This is a genomic window from Pseudomonas sp. P5_B3, assembly GCF_056400405.1.
On sequence record NZ_JBFULI010000032.1, the window covers coordinates 62,393 to 79,875 of the forward strand.

At 61.9% G+C, this 17,483-nt stretch carries 14 protein-coding genes, 1 other RNA gene and 1 pseudogene; 7 read left to right on the top strand and 9 right to left on the bottom strand.

The window, feature by feature from the left end:
* The first annotated feature begins 60 nt into the window (after positions 1-60).
* From AC1DRN_RS19050 to AC1DRN_RS19075, 6 genes are all read left to right on the top strand, one after another.
* Positions 61-2,514, top strand: a complete 2,454-nt coding sequence (locus AC1DRN_RS19050; protein ID WP_223462357.1) for a heavy metal translocating P-type ATPase — start codon at positions 61-63, stop codon at positions 2,512-2,514.
* A 22-nt stretch (positions 2,515-2,536) separates the two neighbouring features.
* Positions 2,537-2,755 carry a cbb3-type cytochrome oxidase assembly protein CcoS gene (gene ccoS / locus AC1DRN_RS19055; protein ID WP_007971444.1) on the top strand — a complete coding sequence of 73 codons (219 nt, stop codon included), beginning with the start codon at positions 2,537-2,539 and terminating at the stop codon, positions 2,753-2,755.
* Positions 2,748-3,431 carry a sulfite exporter TauE/SafE family protein gene (locus AC1DRN_RS19060; protein WP_103394973.1) on the top strand — a complete coding sequence of 228 codons (684 nt, stop codon included), beginning with the start codon at positions 2,748-2,750 and terminating at the stop codon, positions 3,429-3,431. The genes ccoS and AC1DRN_RS19060 overlap by 8 nt, the downstream gene beginning before the upstream one ends.
* Positions 3,432-3,537: 106 nt before the next feature.
* Complete coding sequence (hemN, locus tag AC1DRN_RS19065) at positions 3,538-4,920, top strand: oxygen-independent coproporphyrinogen III oxidase (RefSeq protein WP_223462366.1); 1,383 nt, start codon at positions 3,538-3,540, stop codon at positions 4,918-4,920.
* A gap of 93 nt (positions 4,921-5,013) precedes the next feature.
* Positions 5,014-5,748 carry a fumarate/nitrate reduction transcriptional regulator Fnr gene (gene fnr, locus AC1DRN_RS19070; protein WP_477786773.1) on the top strand — a complete coding sequence of 245 codons (735 nt, stop codon included), beginning with the start codon at positions 5,014-5,016 and terminating at the stop codon, positions 5,746-5,748.
* Positions 5,749-5,828: 80 nt separating this feature from the next.
* Positions 5,829-6,377 carry an adenine phosphoribosyltransferase gene (locus tag AC1DRN_RS19075; RefSeq protein ID WP_108218883.1) on the top strand — a complete coding sequence of 183 codons (549 nt, stop codon included), beginning with the start codon at positions 5,829-5,831 and terminating at the stop codon, positions 6,375-6,377.
* Positions 6,378-6,524: 147 nt separating this feature from the next.
* On the opposite strand, the gene AC1DRN_RS19080 is transcribed toward AC1DRN_RS19075, so the two are convergent.
* From AC1DRN_RS19080 to dnaX, 5 genes are all read right to left on the bottom strand, one after another.
* A complete protein-coding gene (locus AC1DRN_RS19080) occupies positions 6,525-7,673 on the bottom strand; it encodes an acyl-CoA dehydrogenase family protein (protein WP_223462358.1) in 1,149 nt (382 codons plus the stop codon).
* A gap of 194 nt (positions 7,674-7,867) precedes the next feature.
* Positions 7,868-8,470 (bottom strand): recombination mediator RecR, encoded by a 603-nt coding sequence (recR, locus tag AC1DRN_RS19085; protein ID WP_116261740.1) that lies wholly within the window; start codon positions 8,468-8,470, stop codon positions 7,868-7,870.
* Between the two features lie 79 nt (positions 8,471-8,549).
* Positions 8,550-9,584: an NADP-dependent oxidoreductase gene (locus AC1DRN_RS19090; RefSeq protein WP_223462359.1), complete on the bottom strand. Its 1,035-nt coding sequence runs from the start codon at positions 9,582-9,584 to the stop codon at positions 8,550-8,552.
* Positions 9,585-9,885: 301 nt separating this feature from the next.
* Entirely contained in the window at positions 9,886-10,224 is a 339-nt protein-coding gene (locus AC1DRN_RS19095; protein WP_007971455.1) for a YbaB/EbfC family nucleoid-associated protein, read from the bottom strand.
* A gap of 67 nt (positions 10,225-10,291) precedes the next feature.
* Positions 10,292-12,367 (bottom strand): DNA polymerase III subunit gamma/tau, encoded by a 2,076-nt coding sequence (dnaX, locus tag AC1DRN_RS19100; RefSeq protein WP_223462360.1) that lies wholly within the window; start codon positions 12,365-12,367, stop codon positions 10,292-10,294.
* Between the two features lie 124 nt (positions 12,368-12,491).
* Here dnaX and AC1DRN_RS19105 point away from each other — a divergent pair, with 124 nt between their 5' ends.
* Positions 12,492-13,289, top strand: coding sequence for a substrate-binding periplasmic protein (locus AC1DRN_RS19105; protein WP_223462361.1), 798 nt, complete (start codon positions 12,492-12,494; stop codon positions 13,287-13,289).
* 60 nt (positions 13,290-13,349) lie between these two features.
* Here AC1DRN_RS19105 and ffs read toward each other — a convergent pair.
* From ffs to AC1DRN_RS19125, 4 genes and pseudogenes are all read right to left on the bottom strand, one after another.
* Positions 13,350-13,446, bottom strand: an RNA gene (gene ffs, locus AC1DRN_RS19110) — signal recognition particle sRNA small type.
* Positions 13,447-13,557: 111 nt separating this feature from the next.
* Positions 13,558-14,724 carry a zinc-binding metallopeptidase family protein gene (locus tag AC1DRN_RS19115; RefSeq protein ID WP_223462362.1) on the bottom strand — a complete coding sequence of 389 codons (1,167 nt, stop codon included), beginning with the start codon at positions 14,722-14,724 and terminating at the stop codon, positions 13,558-13,560.
* A 172-nt stretch (positions 14,725-14,896) separates the two neighbouring features.
* Positions 14,897-17,254 (bottom strand): NAD-dependent DNA ligase LigA, encoded by a 2,358-nt coding sequence (gene ligA, locus AC1DRN_RS19120; protein ID WP_223462363.1) that lies wholly within the window; start codon positions 17,252-17,254, stop codon positions 14,897-14,899.
* 86 nt (positions 17,255-17,340) lie between these two features.
* A pseudogene (locus AC1DRN_RS19125) lies at positions 17,341-17,483 on the bottom strand (group II intron reverse transcriptase/maturase); the annotation flags it as partial.

The window sequence follows — 17,483 nt, forward strand, 5'->3', positions numbered from 1 at the left end:
GCTTGCTCGCGATGAGGCCCTATCAGACGATAGAGATTCAGCAGTACCAGTGAATACTCCATGACCACCACCCCACTCCCCTGCTACCACTGCGCCCTGCCCGTCCCGTCCGGCAGTCGCTTCATCGCCGTCGTGCTCGGGGAGTCCCGCGAATTCTGCTGCCCGGGTTGCCAGGCCGTGGCCGAAGCCATTGTCGCCGGTGGCCTGGAAAGCTATTACCGGCACCGCAGCGAAGCCTCGGCCAACCCCGAAGCGCTGCCCGTGCAACTGGTGGACGAACTGGCGCTGTACGACCGCGCCGATGTGCAGCAGCCCTTTGTTCGCCACGAAGGCGAAATGGCGCAAATCACGCTGTTGATGGAAGGCATCAGCTGCGCGGCCTGCGGCTGGCTGATCGAAAAACATCTGCGCACCTTGCCGGCCGTGGCCGAAGCACGCCTGAACCTGTCCAACCATCGCCTGCACGTGCGCTGGGCCGACGGGCAATTACCGCTGAGCCAAATGCTCAGCGAACTGCGCCAGATCGGTTACGCCGCACACCCGTATCAGGCCGACCGCGCCTGCGAACAACTGGCCAGCGAAAACCGCCTGGCCCTGCGCCAGCTCGGGGTGGCCGGGCTGCTGTGGTTTCAGGCAATGATGGCAACCATGGCCACCTGGCCTGAATTCAACATCGATCTCAGCCCTGAAATGCACACCATCCTGCGCTGGGTCGCACTGTTCCTTACCACCCCGATCGTGTTCTACAGCTGCACGCCGTTCTTCAAAGGCGCCATGCGCGATCTGCGCACCCGCCACCTGACCATGGATGTTTCGGTGTCGCTGGCCATCGGCAGTGCCTACATCGCCGGGATCTGGACCTCGATCACCGGGGTCGGCGAACTGTATTTCGATGCCGTCGGCATGTTTGCCCTGTTCCTGCTGGCCGGGCGTTATCTGGAGCGGCGCGCCCGCGAGCGCACGGCTGCCGCCACTGCGCAGCTGGTGAATCTGCTGCCTGCCTCGTGTCTGCGACTGACACCCGACGGCCAGAGCGAACGCATTCTGCTCAGTGAACTGCGTGTCGGCGATCAAGTGCTGGTTCATCCGGGCGCCATTCTGCCGGCTGACGGCAAGATCCTCGACGGCCAGTCGAGTGTCGACGAGTCGCTGCTGACCGGCGAGTACCTGCCGCAACCCCGCACCCTCGGCGATGCGGTCACCGCCGGCACCCTGAACGTCGAAGGCGCACTGACCGTCGAGGTTCAGGCCCTGGGTCAGGACACTCGCCTCTCGGCCATCGTTCGCCTGCTCGATCGTGCCCAGGCCGAAAAACCGCGACTGGCGGAAATCGCCGACCGCGCCGCGCAATGGTTCCTGCTGTTGTCGCTGATTGCCGCCGCCGCGATTGGCCTGTTGTGGTGGGAGCTCGACTCATCGCGGGCATTCTGGATCGTGCTTGCGATGCTGGTGGCGACCTGCCCGTGCGCCTTGTCGCTGGCGACGCCGACCGCCCTCACTGCAGCCACCGGCACACTGCACAAACTCGGTCTGTTGCTGACCCGTGGTCATGTGCTGGAAGGCCTGAACCAGATCGACACGGTGATTTTCGACAAGACCGGCACCCTCACCGAAGGGCGCCTGGCGCTGCGTTCGATCCGCCCCCTCGGCGCGCTCGACAGCGATCAATGCCTGAGCCTCGCCGCCGCCTTGGAAAACCGCTCCGAACACCCGATCGCCCGTGCTTTCGGTCGTGCGCCGATGGCTGCCGAAGAAGTCCACAGCAGCCCGGGTCTTGGCCTGGAGGGCCTGGTTGACGGGCGACGCCTGCGCATCGGCCAACCTCGCTTCGTCTGCGAACTCAGCTGCGCCGTGGTGCCGTCGATGCCCGAAGAAGCCGGCCAATGGCTGCTGCTCGGCGACAGCCAGGGACCGCTGGCCTGGCTCGTCCTCGATGATCGCTTGCGTGCCGATGCGCCCGCGTTGCTGGCCGCGTGCAAGGCGCGTGGCTGGCGCACGCTGTTGTTGTCCGGCGACAGCTCGCCGATGGTCGCCAGCGTGGCGGCGGAACTGGGCATTGATGAAGCCCGTGGCGGCTTGCGTCCGGACGACAAACTGCAGGTCCTGCAACAACTGCACAAGGAAGGTCGCAAGGTGTTGATGCTGGGGGACGGGGTCAATGACGTGCCAGTGCTGGCGGCGGCGGATATCAGCGTCGCCATGGGCTCGGCCACGGACCTGGCAAAGACCAGTGCCGACGCCGTGCTGTTGTCCAACCGCCTCGACGCGCTGGTGCAAGCCTTCAGCCTGGCGCGGCGCACCCGCCGGGTCATTATCGAGAACCTGCTGTGGGCAGGGCTGTACAATGGCCTCATGCTGCCCTTCGCCGCCCTCGGCTGGATCACTCCGGTCTGGGCAGCGGTGGGCATGTCGATCAGTTCGTTGACCGTGGTGTTGAACGCGCTGCGCCTGACTCGCATGCCGAGCGCGCCCACCCCAGGCACCACGCCAGAAACCCGCCCGCTGCCGGCCTGAGCCGCGCGGGCATGGAGTCCAGATGCCAGCTCTATACGTGATGATTCCCGCTGCGCTGCTGATCGTGGCCATCGCCGTCTATATCTTCTTCTGGGCGGTCGACAGCGGTCAGTACGACGACCTCGACGGCCCGGCCCACAGTATCCTGTTCGACGACCAGGACCCGAACCACACCGCCGCCGTCGATGAAGCCAGCGGTCAACCGGCCAAACCGCAAGACAAGGCACCGCCCCATGCTTGAGTTGGCGCCCCTGCTGGTGTCTGCAGTGATCCTCGGCTTGCTCGGTGGCGGCCATTGCCTGGGCATGTGCGGCGGCTTGATGGGCGCGCTGACCCTGGCGATTCCCAAGGAACAACGCAGCCGCCGCTTTCGCTTGCTGCTGGCCTACAACCTGGGACGGATTCTGAGTTATGCCTGCGCCGGTCTGCTGATCGGCCTGGCCGGATGGGCCGTGGCCAGCAGCCCGGCGGCGATGTTCCTGCGCATCCTCGCCGGGTTGCTGCTGATTGCCATGGGCCTGTACCTGGCCGGCTGGTGGAGCGGCCTGACCCGTATCGAAAGTCTCGGTCGAGGCCTGTGGCGGCACATCCAGCCAGTCGCCAACCGCTTGCTGCCGGTGTCGAGCGTGCCGCGTGCGCTGCTGCTGGGTGCGCTCTGGGGCTGGCTGCCGTGCGGTCTGGTTTACAGCACCTTGCTGTGGTCGGCCAGCCAGGGCAACGCGCTGGACAGCGCATTGTTGATGCTCGCGTTCGGGCTCGGCACCTGGCCGGTGCTGCTGGCGACAGGCCTTGCCGCCGAGCGCATCACCGCACTGTTGCGCAAGCGCAGCGTACGGATGGCGGGCGGATTGCTGGTGATGCTGTTCGGCATCTGGACCTTGCCGGGACCGCATCAGCATTGGCTCATGGGGCACTAGATCGGCGGCGCCCCCATCGCGGGCAAGCCCGCTCCCACAGGGATCTCTGTCGTTCACGAAGAATCTGTCCGGCACATATTCTGTGGGCCGGGGGAATGCCCGCATGATGCTCGACGCCATTCGTTGGGACACCGATCTGATCCGCCGTTATGACCTGGCGGGACCCCGCTACACCTCGTACCCGACCGCCGTGCAATTCAACAGCCAGGTCGGCACCTTTGACCTGCTTCATGCCCTGCGCGACAGCCGCAAGGCTCAACGCCCGTTGTCGCTGTACGTGCACGTGCCGTTCTGCGCGAACATTTGCTATTACTGCGCCTGCAACAAGGTCATCACCAAGGATCGCGGCCGGGCGCAGCCGTATTTGCAGCGCCTGGAACAGGAAATCCAGTTGATCGCCTGCCACCTCGACCCCACGCAGAAAGTCGAGCAACTGCATTTCGGTGGCGGCACGCCGACCTTTCTCAGCCACGACGAACTGCGCCAGTTGATGGCGCATTTGCGCAAACACTTCAATTTGCTGGACGACGACTCCGGCGACTACGGCATCGAGATCGACCCGCGCGAGGCCGACTGGTCGACCATGGGCCTGCTGCGCGAACTGGGTTTCAATCGGGTCAGTATCGGCCTGCAAGACCTCGACCCGGCGGTTCAGCGAGCGGTCAATCGTCTGCAAAGCCTGGAAGAAACCCGCGCGGTGATTGACGCCGCCCGCACCTTGCAATTTCGCTCGATCAACATCGACCTGATCTACGGACTGCCGAAACAGACGCCGGAAAACTTCGCCCGCACCGTCGAAGAGGTCATCCACCTGCAACCGGACAGGTTGTCGGTGTTCAACTACGCCCACCTGCCGGAACGCTTCATGCCGCAGCGGCGCATCAACAGCAATGAATTGCCGACACCCGCRCAGAAACTGGAAATGCTGCAGCGCACCATCGAGCAACTGATCACGGCCGGCTACCGCTACATCGGCATGGACCACTTCGCCCTGCCTGACGATGAGCTGGCGATTGCCCAGGAAGAATCGACCCTGCAACGCAATTTCCAGGGCTACACCACACACGGTCATTGCGATTTGATCGGCCTCGGCGTCTCGGCGATCAGCCAGATCGGCGATCTGTATTGCCAGAACAGCAGTGACCTGACCGGGTACCAGAACGCCCTTGCATCAATGCAACTGGCCACCAGCCGTGGCCTGCTGTGCAATGCCGATGACCGCCTGCGGCGCGCGGTCATTCAGCAATTGATCTGCAATTTCAGTCTCGAATTCGCCGGCATCGAACAAGCCTTCAACATCGATTTCCAGGGCTATTTCGGCGATCTCTGGCCCCAACTGCAAGACATGGCCAAAGACGGGTTGATTGAACTCGATCGAGACAGAATCACTATCCTGCCCGCCGGGCGACTGTTGGTGCGCTCGGTGTGCATGGTGTTCGACGCGTACCTGGAGCAACACAGCCGGCAACGGTTTTCACGGGTGATCTAGAGCGCTGCGACAAAAGCGCCACAGGCTGGCCTCAATGTCCTCGGGTGAGTTACCCTTACGTCTTATGTGTGAATTCCCACAAGGATTGAAGAAATGTCCGAGCCAGTAAAACTGCGCGCTCATAATCAAGCCCATTGCAAGGATTGCAGCCTGGCCCCTCTTTGCCTGCCACTTTCGCTGAACCTGGAAGACATGGACGCGCTGGACGAAATCGTCAAACGTGGCCGGCCGCTGAAAAAAGGCGAATTTCTGTTCCGTCAGGGCGATACCTTCGATTCTGTCTACGCAGTCCGTTCTKGCGCCCTCAAGACTTTCAGCCTGAGCGACACCGGTGAAGAACAGCTCACCGGTTTCCACCTGCCCAGCGAACTGGTCGGCCTGTCGGGCATGGACACCGAAAAGCACCCGGTGTCGGCACAAGCCCTGGAAACCACTTCGGTGTGTGAAATTCCTTTCGAACGCCTCGACGAACTGGCCCTGCAATTGCCGCAGTTGCGCCGTCAGCTGATGCGGGTGATGAGTCGTGAGATCCGTGACGATCAGCAGATGATGCTGCTGTTGTCGAAGAAGACGGCCGACGAACGCATCGCCACCTTCCTGGTCAACCTCTCGGCACGTTTCCGCGCCCGGGGCTTTTCCGCCAATCAGTTCCGCCTGAGCATGTCGCGCAACGAAATCGGCAACTACCTGGGCCTGGCGGTGGAGACCGTGTCCCGCGTCTTCACACGCTTCCAGCAAAACGAACTGATTGCGGCAGAAGGCAAGGAAATCCGGATTATTGACCCGATCCAGCTTTGTGCCCTGGCCGGCGGCTCCCTGGAAAGTTGAAACAAACCGTTGCGGCTGCGCGAAACGGTTCAGCCGCCGTTATACTGAGTCGTTTGCAGCCCTGCCAGGATTCTTCGACTATGGCCTTCGACTCCTTCGACATCAAATCCCTCATCCGCCCTGTCATCGACTTCCCGAAGCCGGGAGTGATCTTTCGCGACATCACCCCGCTGTTCCAGTCGCCCACGGCCCTGCGCCTGGTGATGGACAGCTTCGCCCACCGTTACGTCGAGGCTGACTTCACCCACGTCGGCGCTATGGACGCCCGTGGCTTCCTGATCGGTTCGGTACTGGCCTATCAGTTGAACAAGCCGCTGGTGCTGTTTCGCAAGCAAGGCAAGTTGCCCGCTGACGTGCTGGCCGAGGGCTATGCGACCGAATACGGCGAAGCCTTCCTGGAAGTGCACGCCGACAGCCTGTGCGAGGGGGATTCGGTGGTGATGTTCGATGACCTGATCGCGACCGGCGGCACCCTGATTGCCGCCGCCAACCTGATCCGTCGCATGGGCGCCCGGGTGCATGAAGCGGCGGCGATTATCGATCTGCCGGAACTGGGTGGCTCGCAGCGCCTGGAGGACATGGGTATTCCTACGTTTTGCCTGACGCAGTTTGCCCTTTCCGATAAGTAAGCGGCGTCTTAGCTGACGTCATCGCGGGCAAGCCCGCTCCCACAGTTTTCTTTGTCATGCACAAAACTTGTGTACGCCGCAGTTCCCTGTGGGAGCGGGCTTGCCCGCGATGRCGTCAGTGGCAACACCACTAAACTCAAGATCGACTCAAAGCCCCATCTGCTTGCTGATGATCTCGTTCATCACTTCCCGCGTCCCGCCGCCAATCGACAGGATCCGGTTGTCGCGGTACAGCCGCTCCACCAGGCTCTCGCGCATATAACCCAGCCCACCGAGTATCTGCACCGCATCGGTGACGATCCGGTCTGCGGTATCCGTCGCAAAATTCTTGGCCATGGAAATCTCCTTGATCACGCTCTGCCCCGCCGCCATCTTCGCGGCCTGGCGGTAAGTGAACTCCCGGGACACTTCCAGCGCGGTCGCCATCTCGGCGAGGCGATGCTTGATCACCTGAAACTTGCCGATCGGTTTGCCAAAGGCTTCGCGCTGGCGCGCCCACTTCAGGCTCTCCTCCAGCGCCAGCTGTGCGGTCATGTTGGCCATCAGCGCCAAGGCCAGGCGTTCGCTCTGGAAGTTGCCCATGATGCAGGCAAAGCCCATGTTCTCGGCGCCGATCAGGTTTCCTGCAGGCACCCGGCAATCATCGAAGAACAATTCGGCCGTGTCTGAGGCCCACCAGCCCATTTTCTTCAGTTGCCGCCCTACGGTGAAACCGGGCGTGCCCTTCTCGATCAGTAACAGGCTGATGCCACCGAAACCTGGCTCGCCCGTTCGCACCGCGACGGTATAGAAATCCGCGCGCACACCGCTGGTAATAAAGGTCTTGCTGCCACTGACCCGGTAGAAATCGCCATCGCGCATGGCACGGGTTTGCAGGTTGGCGACGTCGGAGCCGCCGCCGGGCTCGGTAATGGCCAGGGCGCTGATCTTCTCTCCCGACAGCACCTGCGGCAGCACACGATCACGCACTTCGGGCCGGGCCCACTTGAGAACGGGCGGCAAGCCGATATCCAGCGAGCCCAGGCCGGCAACCAACCCGCCTGAGCCGCAGCGCATCAACTCTTCACTGGCGGCCACCTTGGCGAACAGATCCCCTTCGTGGCTGCCTCCGTAAGCCTCCGGGTACCCGATGCCGAGAATCCCCGCTGCGCCGGCCTTGAGGTAGAGCTCACGAGGAAAGCTTTCGGCTTCTTCCCACTGCTCGATATCAGGAAGTATCTCGCGCTCGACGAAACGTCTGACGCTGTCGCGGACCAATTGGTGGCTGGGGTCGAAGTATTCCTGAAAGGCAGACATCGGCGAGCTCCACTGAAGGGGTCAGTGAAGTTAACCGAGCGCTTGCTTGGTTTTCAATAGAATTGTGAAACCGCGTCGCCTGCATCGCGAGCAAGCTCGCTCCCACATTGGTTTTGTGTACGCCGCAATACCCTGTGGGAGCGAGCTTGCTCCGGGCGGCGATCCGACGATGGCGTCGGGCCGAACAACACAAATTACAAAGTGATCGGCTTACGCCCGGCAAACGAATGCGCCAGCGTCCCGCCATCCACCAGCTCCAGCTCGCCACCCAGCGGCACACCATGGGCGATACGCGAGGCGATCAGGCCTTTGTTGCTGAGCAATTGGGCGATGTAGTGCGCGGTGGCTTCACCTTCCACGGTCGGGTTGGTGGCCAGGATGACTTCGGTGAAAGTGCCGGCTTCTTCGATCCGTGCCATCAATTGCGGAATGCCGATGGCTTCCGGCCCCAGACCGTCGAGCGGCGACAGATGCCCCTTGAGCACGAAATAACGCCCGCGGAAACCAGTCTGCTCCACCGCATAGACGTCCATCGGGCCTTCCACCACGCAGAGCAAGGTGTCGTCGCGACGGGTATCGGCGCATTGCGGGCAGAGATCATCTTCGGTCAGCGTACGGCACAAGCGGCAGTGACCGACCCCTTCCATGGCCTGGCTCAGGGCCAGCGCCAGTCGTGAGCCGCCACTGCGGTCACGCTCGAGCAACTGCAACGCCATGCGCTGAGCGGTTTTCTGACCCACACCGGGCAAAATTCGCAGGGCGTCGATCAGTTGGCGAATCAAAGGGCTGAAGCTCATGGTGGAAAAGTCCGACAAAACAACGAGACGCGGTTTATACCCGCGCCCCGGTTGAGCGTCAAATTGCAGCGTCAATTACTCAGTCACGGGCAACCCGAACCACCAATTTACCGAAGTTGCGCCCTTCCAGCATGCCGATGAACGCATCAGGCGCCTGCTCCAGGCCATCGACCACGTCTTCGCGGAACTTCACCTTGCCATCGCGTACCCAGGGCGCCATGGCACTGAGGAATTCCGGCTGGCGATCACCATAGTCATCGAACACGATGAAGCCCTGGATGCGCACCCGCTTGGTCAACAGTGTGCGCTGCAACAGTGGCAGGCGATCCGGCCCGCTCGGCGCTTCATAGGCGTTATAGGAGGCAATCAGGCCGCAGAGTGGAATCCGCGCCTTGGGATTGAGCAACGGCACTACGGCGTCAAATACCTTGCCGCCGACGTTTTCATAGTAGATATCGACCCCCTTGGGACAGGCCTGCGCCAGCTCGTCAGCAAAGTCCGGGCTCCTGTGGTCGATGCAGGCATCGAAACCCAACTCTTCGACCACATAACGGCACTTTTTCGCTCCACCCGCCACACCGACCACGCGCAAGCCCTTGATCTTCGCCACCTGGCCGACCACCGAGCCCACCGCGCCGGAGGCCGCTGCAACCACCAGGGTTTCGCCGGCCTTCGGCTGGCCGATGTCCATCAGGCCCATGTACGCGGTCATGCCCGGCATACCCAGTACCCCAAGGGCCATCGAAGCACTTGGCAGCCCCGACGGCACCGGGATGATGCTGCGCCCGTCATTGATGCTGTGGCTCTGCCAACCGGTGGCACCGACCACCAGATCACCTTCCTGAAACTTCGGATTGAGCGAGCGCTCGACCCGGCTGACAGCGCCGCCGGTCATGACTTCGCCAATTTCCACCGGTGCTGCGTAGGACGGTGCGTCACTCATGCGTCCGCGCATGTAGGGATCCAGCGACAGGAAAACGGTCTTGAGCAGCACCTGACCGTCGGCCAGATCCGGCAGCGCCACCCGCTCCATGCGGAAGTTTTCCGGCGTTGGCGCGCCTATCGGACGTGAAGCCAGGACAATGCGTTGATTGAGGGGCATGGGGTCGGACATGGCAGCGTCTCCTGTGATCGATGGAACTCGGTGATATAGGGAGCAGACCTTTGTGGCGGTATGGCGTTCGATGTTTATTCAGTTGCACCTGGGCGACTTCATCGCGGGCAAGTCGAATCGTCGCACCGCCGCTCCCACAGKGGATTTGTGTACGGCGAGAATCCMCTGTGGGAGCGGCGGTGCGACGATTCGACTTGCCCGCGATGACGGCATTTCAAACACCACATTTCCAATGCCAGAAACAAAAATGCCAGGCGTTATGCCTGGCATTTTTGTAACTCATCTGCCGCCTGAAGGCGAATCAGAATGGCAGTTTCATGCCCGGCGGCAGTTGCATGCCGGCAGTCATGCTGCCCATCTTGTCCTGGCTGTTGGCTTCGATCTTGCGCACGGCATCGTTGACCGCGGATGCGATGACCGCTTCGAGCATTTCCTTGTCGTCTTCGCTCATGCCTTCGACCAGGCTTGGGTCGATGGTCACGCTCTTGACGTCATGACGACCGGTCATCACCACGGTGACCATATCGCCACCGGCCTTACCGGTGACTTCGGCGTTGGCCAGTTCTTCCTGCATCTTGGCCATTTTTTCCTGCATCTGCTGCGCCTGCTTCATCAGGCCGGCCATGCCACCTTTCATCATGGTAATCACCTCAAAAGTACTTGGATTAAAACAGCGCCCGGCCCATGCGGCCAAACGCCTTCAGTTATTAGCCCTGAGTGACCAGGGCGTCGACAGGTTCAATAGTATCGTTACGGACCACCGCACCGAACTGCTGCATCATTTGCTGGATGAACGGATCACCGTGGATCGATTCCTCCGCCTCGCGCTGACGGTTGACGCGGCGGCGCGAAGCCGCTTGTGCCGGGGTTTCCTGCTCTGGCTTGATCAGCTCGATGCTCAGGGTCAGTGTGCGCTGATGATACTGGTTCAGCGCATCGTTCAGGCGACGCTGCTGAGTGGCGTTGAACAAGGCACTGTGGGCCGGGTCCAGGTGCATCAGCCAATTGTCGCCATCCACCGCGATCAGCGTGCAGTTGGCGGCGATACTGCCGGTCATGCCGGAGATCGGCAATTTCGGGAACAGCTCCAGCCATTGCAGGGCCAGACCGGTGGCCGGCATTGCCGCGGGCTCAGGCTCGGGCTCCGGAACCGGGTCGGCGGCATGCTCGCTGGCCAGCTCGTCGAGGTAACTGTAGGCCGAATCCATGTCCGGCTCGATGTAATCCTCGTCCAGCGGCGGCTCGTCATCCAGATCCATGCCCGGCGTCGCGACATCGACGTCGGCCACCGAAGGTTCCGGGATCGGCGCGGCAGCCCATTCAGGCGCGTCCGGCACCACGCTGTCCGGCGTCGGCAACGGCATCGGCGGTAATTCGGGTTGTTCGCTGGCAGTTTCCAGCACCGGCTCCACCGCCGGTTGCTGAACGGGCGCCGGCTCGACCGGGTCATTCCACGGCAGGTCGACCACCTCTTCGACCACGACCGCTTCAACCACAGGCGCAGGTTCTGGCACAACGGCCGGCGCTACCGGTTCCGGTGCAGATGCAGGCGCCGCCACTGGCGCAGCCGCTATCGGTGCAACGGCCGCAGCAACTACCGGCGCAACAACCGGCGCGGCAGCCACTGAGTTTGCGGAATCAACTGTGGCCTGGCTGATCCCCACTGGCTTTAGCGGTTGCCTCGGGGCATCCGCGGTGTCTGCAGGCCGGAACGCCAGCATCCGCAGCAGCACCATTTCAAAACCGCCCCGGGGATCCGGCGCCAGCGGCAGGTCGCGGCGGCCGATCAGGCCCATCTGGTAGTAGAACTGCACGTCTTCGGCCGGCAACGCCTGGGCCAGCGCCAGCACGCGATCACGGTCGCCGTGACCGTTATCGACGCCTTCCGGCAAGGCCTGGGCGATGGCAACGCGGTGCAGCACATTGAGAATTTCCGAAAGCACGCCATTCCAGTCCGGGCCTTGCTCGGCCAGGTGGCGGACGGCTTCGAGCAACGCCTTGGCATCGCCTTCGATCAGCGCATGCAGGACGTCGTAGACCTGCCCGTGATCGAGGGTCCCGAGCATCGCCCGCACGTCGGCGGCCGTGACCTTGCCCTCACCGAAGGCAATCGCCTGGTCGGTCAGGCTCATGGCATCACGCATCGACCCATCGGCGGCGCGGCCCAGCAGCCACAGTGCATCGTCTTCGAACGGCACGTTCTCGACACCCAGAACATGGGTCAAGTGCTCGACCACGCGTTCCGGCGTCATGTTCTTCAGGGAGAACTGCAGGCACCGCGACAGAATCGTTGCAGGAAGTTTCTGCGGGTCGGTGGTGGCCAGGATGAACTTGACGTAGGGTGGCGGTTCCTCGAGGGTTTTGAGCAGCGCGTTGAAGGAATGGCTGGAGAGCATGTGCACTTCGTCGATCAGGTAGACCTTGAAGCGCCCGCGGCTCGGGGCGTACTGCACGTTGTCGAGCAACTCGCGGGTGTCTTCGACCTTGGTGCGGCTCGCGGCGTCGATCTCGATCAGGTCGACAAAGCGGCCTTCGTCGATTTCGCGACACACCGAGCATTCACCGCAAGGGGTCGAAGTGATACCTGTTTCGCAGTTAAGGCATTTGGCAATGATCCGCGCGATGGTGGTCTTGCCGACCCCCCGGGTACCGGTAAACAGGTACGCGTGGTGCAGCCGCTGGCTGTCCAAGGCATTGATCAGAGCCTTGAGCACATGGGTCTGGCCGACCATTTCGCGGAACGAGCGCGGACGCCATTTACGTGCAAGAACCTGATAACTCATCGAAAACCGTCGCAGCGAAGGAAGCAGAAGCGCCTAATGCTAGCGGAGCAAGGCACAAATTGCATCCGGTGCGCTCGTGTATTGTGGCTAAGCTGCACATCGGGGGCTATTAACGGAGTGGTTTATGCGGCTGGCCTTGGGGGCATTGCTGTTGATCAGCCTGGACAGCGTGGCGGCGCAAGCGCCGCTACGTTTCGTGATATCCGACAGCTGGACCATGCCCATGGTGCAACTTGAACAGGACAAACCGACCCAGGGCATCCTGTATGACGTGATGCTCAGCCTCGCGACTCAGGTCGGCGTACCGGCCGAATTCCATGTATTGCCCCGCGCACGGGTGCAAAACGCCATGGAGCAAGGCGAGGTCGATGTCCGCTGTTATGCCGCGCAATCGTGGCTGCCCAATCAGTCTGGCGATTATCTCTGGAGCATCCCGCTCTTTACCCAGCCCGACCTGTTGATCACCCGGAATGCACACCCCACCGCTGTGAACCCGGCGGAATTGCCAGATCAGTCCATCGGCACCGTGCTGGGCTACAGCTACCCGACCCTGCAACCGCTGTTCGACGCCGGCCAGCTGTATCGCGACGACGCACGCAATCAGGAACTGGTGCTGGAAAAACTCCTCGCCGGCCGCAACCGCTATGCCGTCAGCAATCAATGGAGCCTGGACTGGTTCAATCAGCGCCTGCTGCCGGACCAACAGCTGCACAGCGTGGCGGTGCTGCAGGAGCAGAACGTCGGTTGCTACGTACGCAACGACCCGCAAGTGCCGGTGCAGCGCATTCTGCGCACCCTGGTACAGATGAAAATGTCCGGGGAGATCGATGCGATTGTTCGGTTGTATATCGGTGGCGAGCCTGCGGCTGTGGATAAACTGCAAACGACGAAAAACCGCCCCGGACAAGATCCTGGCAGCTAGCGAAAGTCTGTTTTCAGATAAATAACACGAGAGAACACTCGCGTGGCGTTAAGGTGGTAACCCCACCAGCCACACCCCGGCACACAATGTCACCGCTGCGGCTGCTCCCTTCCAGGCCTGACCGGGTTCACGGTTGATCGTTGCGGGGGGACCGATGGGGTCACCATAACGACACTCACCTGTCGGCGAGCCGCGCCATTGTACCTATCTGAGGCGAAGTTACAACCGTTGGTTTCGGATTAAAAATATGAGGGGGTTCAAGCACTTGCTATTGCGCCTGCAGCACCTCATCCGCCCTGCCGCCCGCCTGCTGAATCACCAGATGAATAAAGTGCAGCTTGGCAATGACCGCAGGCGGCAGGACGAACGGATAGAAATCCGGCTGCCCCATGCTGCGCGATAGCTCGTTGAGCATGCCGGCCAATTCGATCCACGCATTGACGAACGACAGAAATGCCGCGCCATCGGGATGCTGCGGATCGTAGAGGGTATCCAACGGAAACGGCTGATAGTCGAAGTCCATGTCCCGGGCGCTCATACCGAAGCCCAGCGCGGTGTCCACCGCATCCATCATGTGCAGGTAATGCGCCCAGGTTTCCGCCCAGTCTTCCCACGGGTGCATGGTGGCGTAGGCGCTGACGTAGTACTGCTGCCAGTCAAGCGGCGCGCTCTGCTGATAATGCCGCTCGAGGGCTTCGGCATAGCTGGCGCGCTCATCGCCGAACAATCCGCGAAAAGGCTCCAGCCACTGGCTATTGGCGATCAATCGATCCCAGTAGTAGTGCCCGACTTCATGACGGAAATGCCCGAGCAACGTGCGATAGGGTTCGTGCATTTGCACCCGCACCTGCTCGCGGTGCGCGTCGTCGGCTTCCTTGATATCAAGGGTGATCAGGCCATTGGCGTGTCCGGTGGTCGGCGGTTTGCCTTTGAGGTCCGCGCCGATGAAATCGAAGGCAAGGCCCGTCTCTTCATCGACGGTTTTGGGAATCACCTGCAACCCCAGGGTGAGCAGTTGCGCGACCAGACGCCGCTTGGCGGTTTCCACCTTGCGCCAGCGCTCGTGGTTGTCGGCTATCGACAGATCAGGAATGGTGCGATTGAGGCTGCAGGCAATGCACAAGACGTCATGGTCATTGGCTGGCAGCAACCAATTACAGGCCGCCGGGGAGTCGAGGTTGGCGCAGCGTCGAAACAGGCCGGCCCCGGGATCGGCATCCAGCAGCCAGGTGCCCGCTTGCACACCCGGTTGCAGCGCAGACAAGCGACTCTGCTCCGGCTGATAGCCCAACGCAGCCGAACAGGCCAGGCACTGGCTGTTGCGAAAGAACAGCGACTGCCCGCAACGACAGGACCAGATTTTGCTGTTGCGCGAGCTTTCGGCCGTGAACGGCGCGGCGATGCGCGAGCTGAGCTGCTCGAAAAAACGGTACATGGCGATCTCTCCCTGAGGCTTGCAGAGACTAGATCATTTCCAAAGGAGGATCGTTCCCAGGTCGAACGCAACACCTGTAGGAGCGAGCCTGCTCGCGATGGAGTGTCAGTCGACATCAATGCGCCTGATCCACCATCGCGAGCAGGCTCGCTCCTACAGGTTGAATTACTACTCAATCTACCTTGCCGTACCCGCGCAATGTTTCAACAAACGCCTCTTCATCCAGCACTTTCAGCCCCAGCTCATTGGCCTTGGTCAACTTCGACCCGGCACCCGGCCCAGCCACCACGCAATGGGTCTTGGCCGACACCGAGCCCGCTACCTTGGCCCCCAGGCTTTCAAGTTTGTCCTTGGCCACATCGCGGCTCATCAGCTCCAGCGAGCCGGTCAGCACCCAGGTCTGCCCGGCCAGCGGCAAGCCTTCGACGACCTTCTTCTCGCTCTGCCAGTGCATGCCGAAATCGGCCAGTTGTTTCTCGGCCGCTTCGGCCAATTGGCGATTTTCTTCGACCGCAAAGAACTCGCGCACCGAATTGGCCTGTTTCTCTGGCAGCGCCTGACGCATGTCCAGCCAATCTGCACTGATCACCGCCTGCAGCGAGCCGAACTTGTCTGCCAGTTTCTGCGCCCCGCCCGGACCGACCGACGGAATATGCAGCTTGTCGAGGAAACCGCCCAACGTGGTGCTCGCGGCAAATTCGGCACCCAACTCGCCCTGATCCTGAATCTGCATGCCATGCCTGAGCAAATCGGCGATCACCTGCCGGTTATGCGCGTCCTCGAAGAAACTGTGGATCTCGTACGCGACTTCCAGCCCGACGTCCGGCAAGTACGTCAGCACCTGTGGCAAGGCCTGCTGCACCCGTTCCAGCGAGCCCAGGGAGCGCGCCAGGACCTTGGCCGTCTCCTCGCCGACATCGGGAATCCCGAGGGCGTAGATGAACCGCGCCAGGCTCGGCTTCTTGCTGTCTTCGATGGCGCCGAGCAGGTTCTTGCTCGACAGCTCGGCAAAGCCTTCCAGGTCGACGATCTGCTCGAAAGTCAGGGCGTACAGATCGGCCGGCGAACTCACCAGGCCTTCGTCGACCAGTTGCTCGACGCTCTTCTCGCCCAGGCCTTCGATGTCCATGGCGCGACGGGAAACGAAGTGAATGATGGCCTGCTTGAGTTGTGCGCCGCAGGCCAGGCGACCGACGCAGCGATACACCGCACCTTCGCTGACTGTCTCGCGACCCTTGCTGCGCTTGATCAGCTGCGTGCGCTCGACATGGGAACCGCACACCGGGCACTGCTCGGGAATCTGCACCGGCCGGGCGTTTTCCGGACGACGCTCCATGACCACTTGAACCACTTGCGGAATCACGTCACCGGCGCGGCGGATGATCACCGTGTCGCCGATCATCAGGCCCAGACGCGCGACTTCGTCCATGTTGTGCAGCGTGGCGTTGGCCACCGTGACACCCGCGACCTTGACCGGTTTCAGACGCGCCACCGGCGTCACCGCCCCGGTGCGGCCGACCTGAAACTCCACATCGAGCAGTTCGGTGAGTTCTTCCATTGCCGGGAATTTGTGGGCGATGGCCCAACGCGGCTCACGGGCGCGAAAACCCAGTTCGCGCTGGGAGGCAATGCTGTTGACCTTGAACACCACGCCGTCGATTTCATACGGCAGCGCACTACGACGCTCACCGATGTCGCGGTAGTAATCCAGGCACTCGGCGATGCCGTGCGCCAGTTTCAGCTCATGGCTGATCGGCATGCCCCAGGCCTGGAGTTGCTGCAAATTGCCGATGTGCGTATCGGCAATGTCCGCCGACACCTGGCCGATACCGTAGCAGCAGAATTCCAATGGGCGATTGGCGGTGATCTTCGAATCCAGCTGGCGCAAACTGCCCGCCGCTGCATTGCGCGGGTTGGCGAAGGTCTTGCCGCCGACTTCCAGCTGCGTGGCGTTGAGCCGTTCGAAACCGGCCTTGGACATGAACACTTCGCCGCGCACTTCCAGGGTCGCCGGCCAACCGGTGCCGTGCAGCTTGAGCGGGATGTTGCGTACGGTGCGCACGTTGACGCTGATGTCTTCGCCGGTGGTGCCATCGCCGCGGGTCGCGCCGCGCACCAGGACGCCATCCTGATACAGCAGGCTGACGGCCAGGCCATCGAGCTTGGGCTCACAGCTGTACTCGACTGTCGCGCCGCCACCGAACAGGTCGCCGGCCGGCAGGTCCAGGCCTTCGGTCACCCGGCGGTCGAACTCACGCATGTCGGTTTCTTCGAAGGCGTTGCCGAGGCTGAGCATCGGCACTTCGTGACGCACCTGGGTAAACGCCGACAGCGCTGCGCTGCCCACTCGCTGGGTTGGCGAGTCACTGGTGATCAGTTCTGGATTGGCCGCTTCCAGAGTCTTGAGCTCGTTGAACAAGCGGTCGTATTCGGCGTCCGGAATGCTCGGCTCGTCGAGCACGTGGTAACGATAGTTGTGCTGATCCAGCTCAGCGCGCAGCTCTAAAATACGGTTCTTGGCGGCGGTCATGGGTGTTCTCTCATAATCGAGTAGGAGGCGGATTTACATCCGCCGTCCTCTCACACCACCGTACGTACGGTTCCGTATACGGCGGTTCAGGTTAAGCGGTTAAGCCGGGTTATCGTGTCCAGTATTGAGACCAGCCCGAGTCGATCCCAGAGTTTCTTCGGCAGCGCCTGATTCATATGGGGTGCTCCCGAATTCCACCAAGGGCCTCGACCGTTGAATGCTGAGTGAC

Bases quoted from the DNA above. Each gene is read 5' to 3' on its own strand.
- AC1DRN_RS19115 (WP_223462362.1), bottom strand. From the start codon at position 14,724: ATGTACCGTTTTTTCGAGCAGCTCAGCTCGCGCATCGCCGCGCCGTTC.
- AC1DRN_RS19080 (WP_223462358.1), bottom strand. From the start codon at position 7,673: ATGTCTGCCTTTCAGGAATACTTCGACCCCAGCCACCAATTGGTCCGC.
- AC1DRN_RS19050 (WP_223462357.1), top strand. From the start codon at position 61: ATGACCACCACCCCACTCCCCTGCTACCACTGCGCCCTGCCCGTCCCG.
- AC1DRN_RS19095 (WP_007971455.1), bottom strand. From the start codon at position 10,224: ATGATGAAAGGTGGCATGGCCGGCCTGATGAAGCAGGCGCAGCAGATG.
- recR (WP_116261740.1), bottom strand. From the start codon at position 8,470: ATGAGCTTCAGCCCTTTGATTCGCCAACTGATCGACGCCCTGCGAATT.
- ccoS (WP_007971444.1), top strand. From the start codon at position 2,537: ATGCCAGCTCTATACGTGATGATTCCCGCTGCGCTGCTGATCGTGGCC.
- AC1DRN_RS19090 (WP_223462359.1), bottom strand. From the start codon at position 9,584: ATGTCCGACCCCATGCCCCTCAATCAACGCATTGTCCTGGCTTCACGT.
- AC1DRN_RS19105 (WP_223462361.1), top strand. From the start codon at position 12,492: ATGCGGCTGGCCTTGGGGGCATTGCTGTTGATCAGCCTGGACAGCGTG.
- dnaX (WP_223462360.1), bottom strand. From the start codon at position 12,367: ATGAGTTATCAGGTTCTTGCACGTAAATGGCGTCCGCGCTCGTTCCGC.
- AC1DRN_RS19060 (WP_103394973.1), top strand. From the start codon at position 2,748: ATGCTTGAGTTGGCGCCCCTGCTGGTGTCTGCAGTGATCCTCGGCTTG.
- AC1DRN_RS19075 (WP_108218883.1), top strand. From the start codon at position 5,829: ATGGCCTTCGACTCCTTCGACATCAAATCCCTCATCCGCCCTGTCATC.
- ligA (WP_223462363.1), bottom strand. From the start codon at position 17,254: ATGACCGCCGCCAAGAACCGTATTTTAGAGCTGCGCGCTGAGCTGGAT.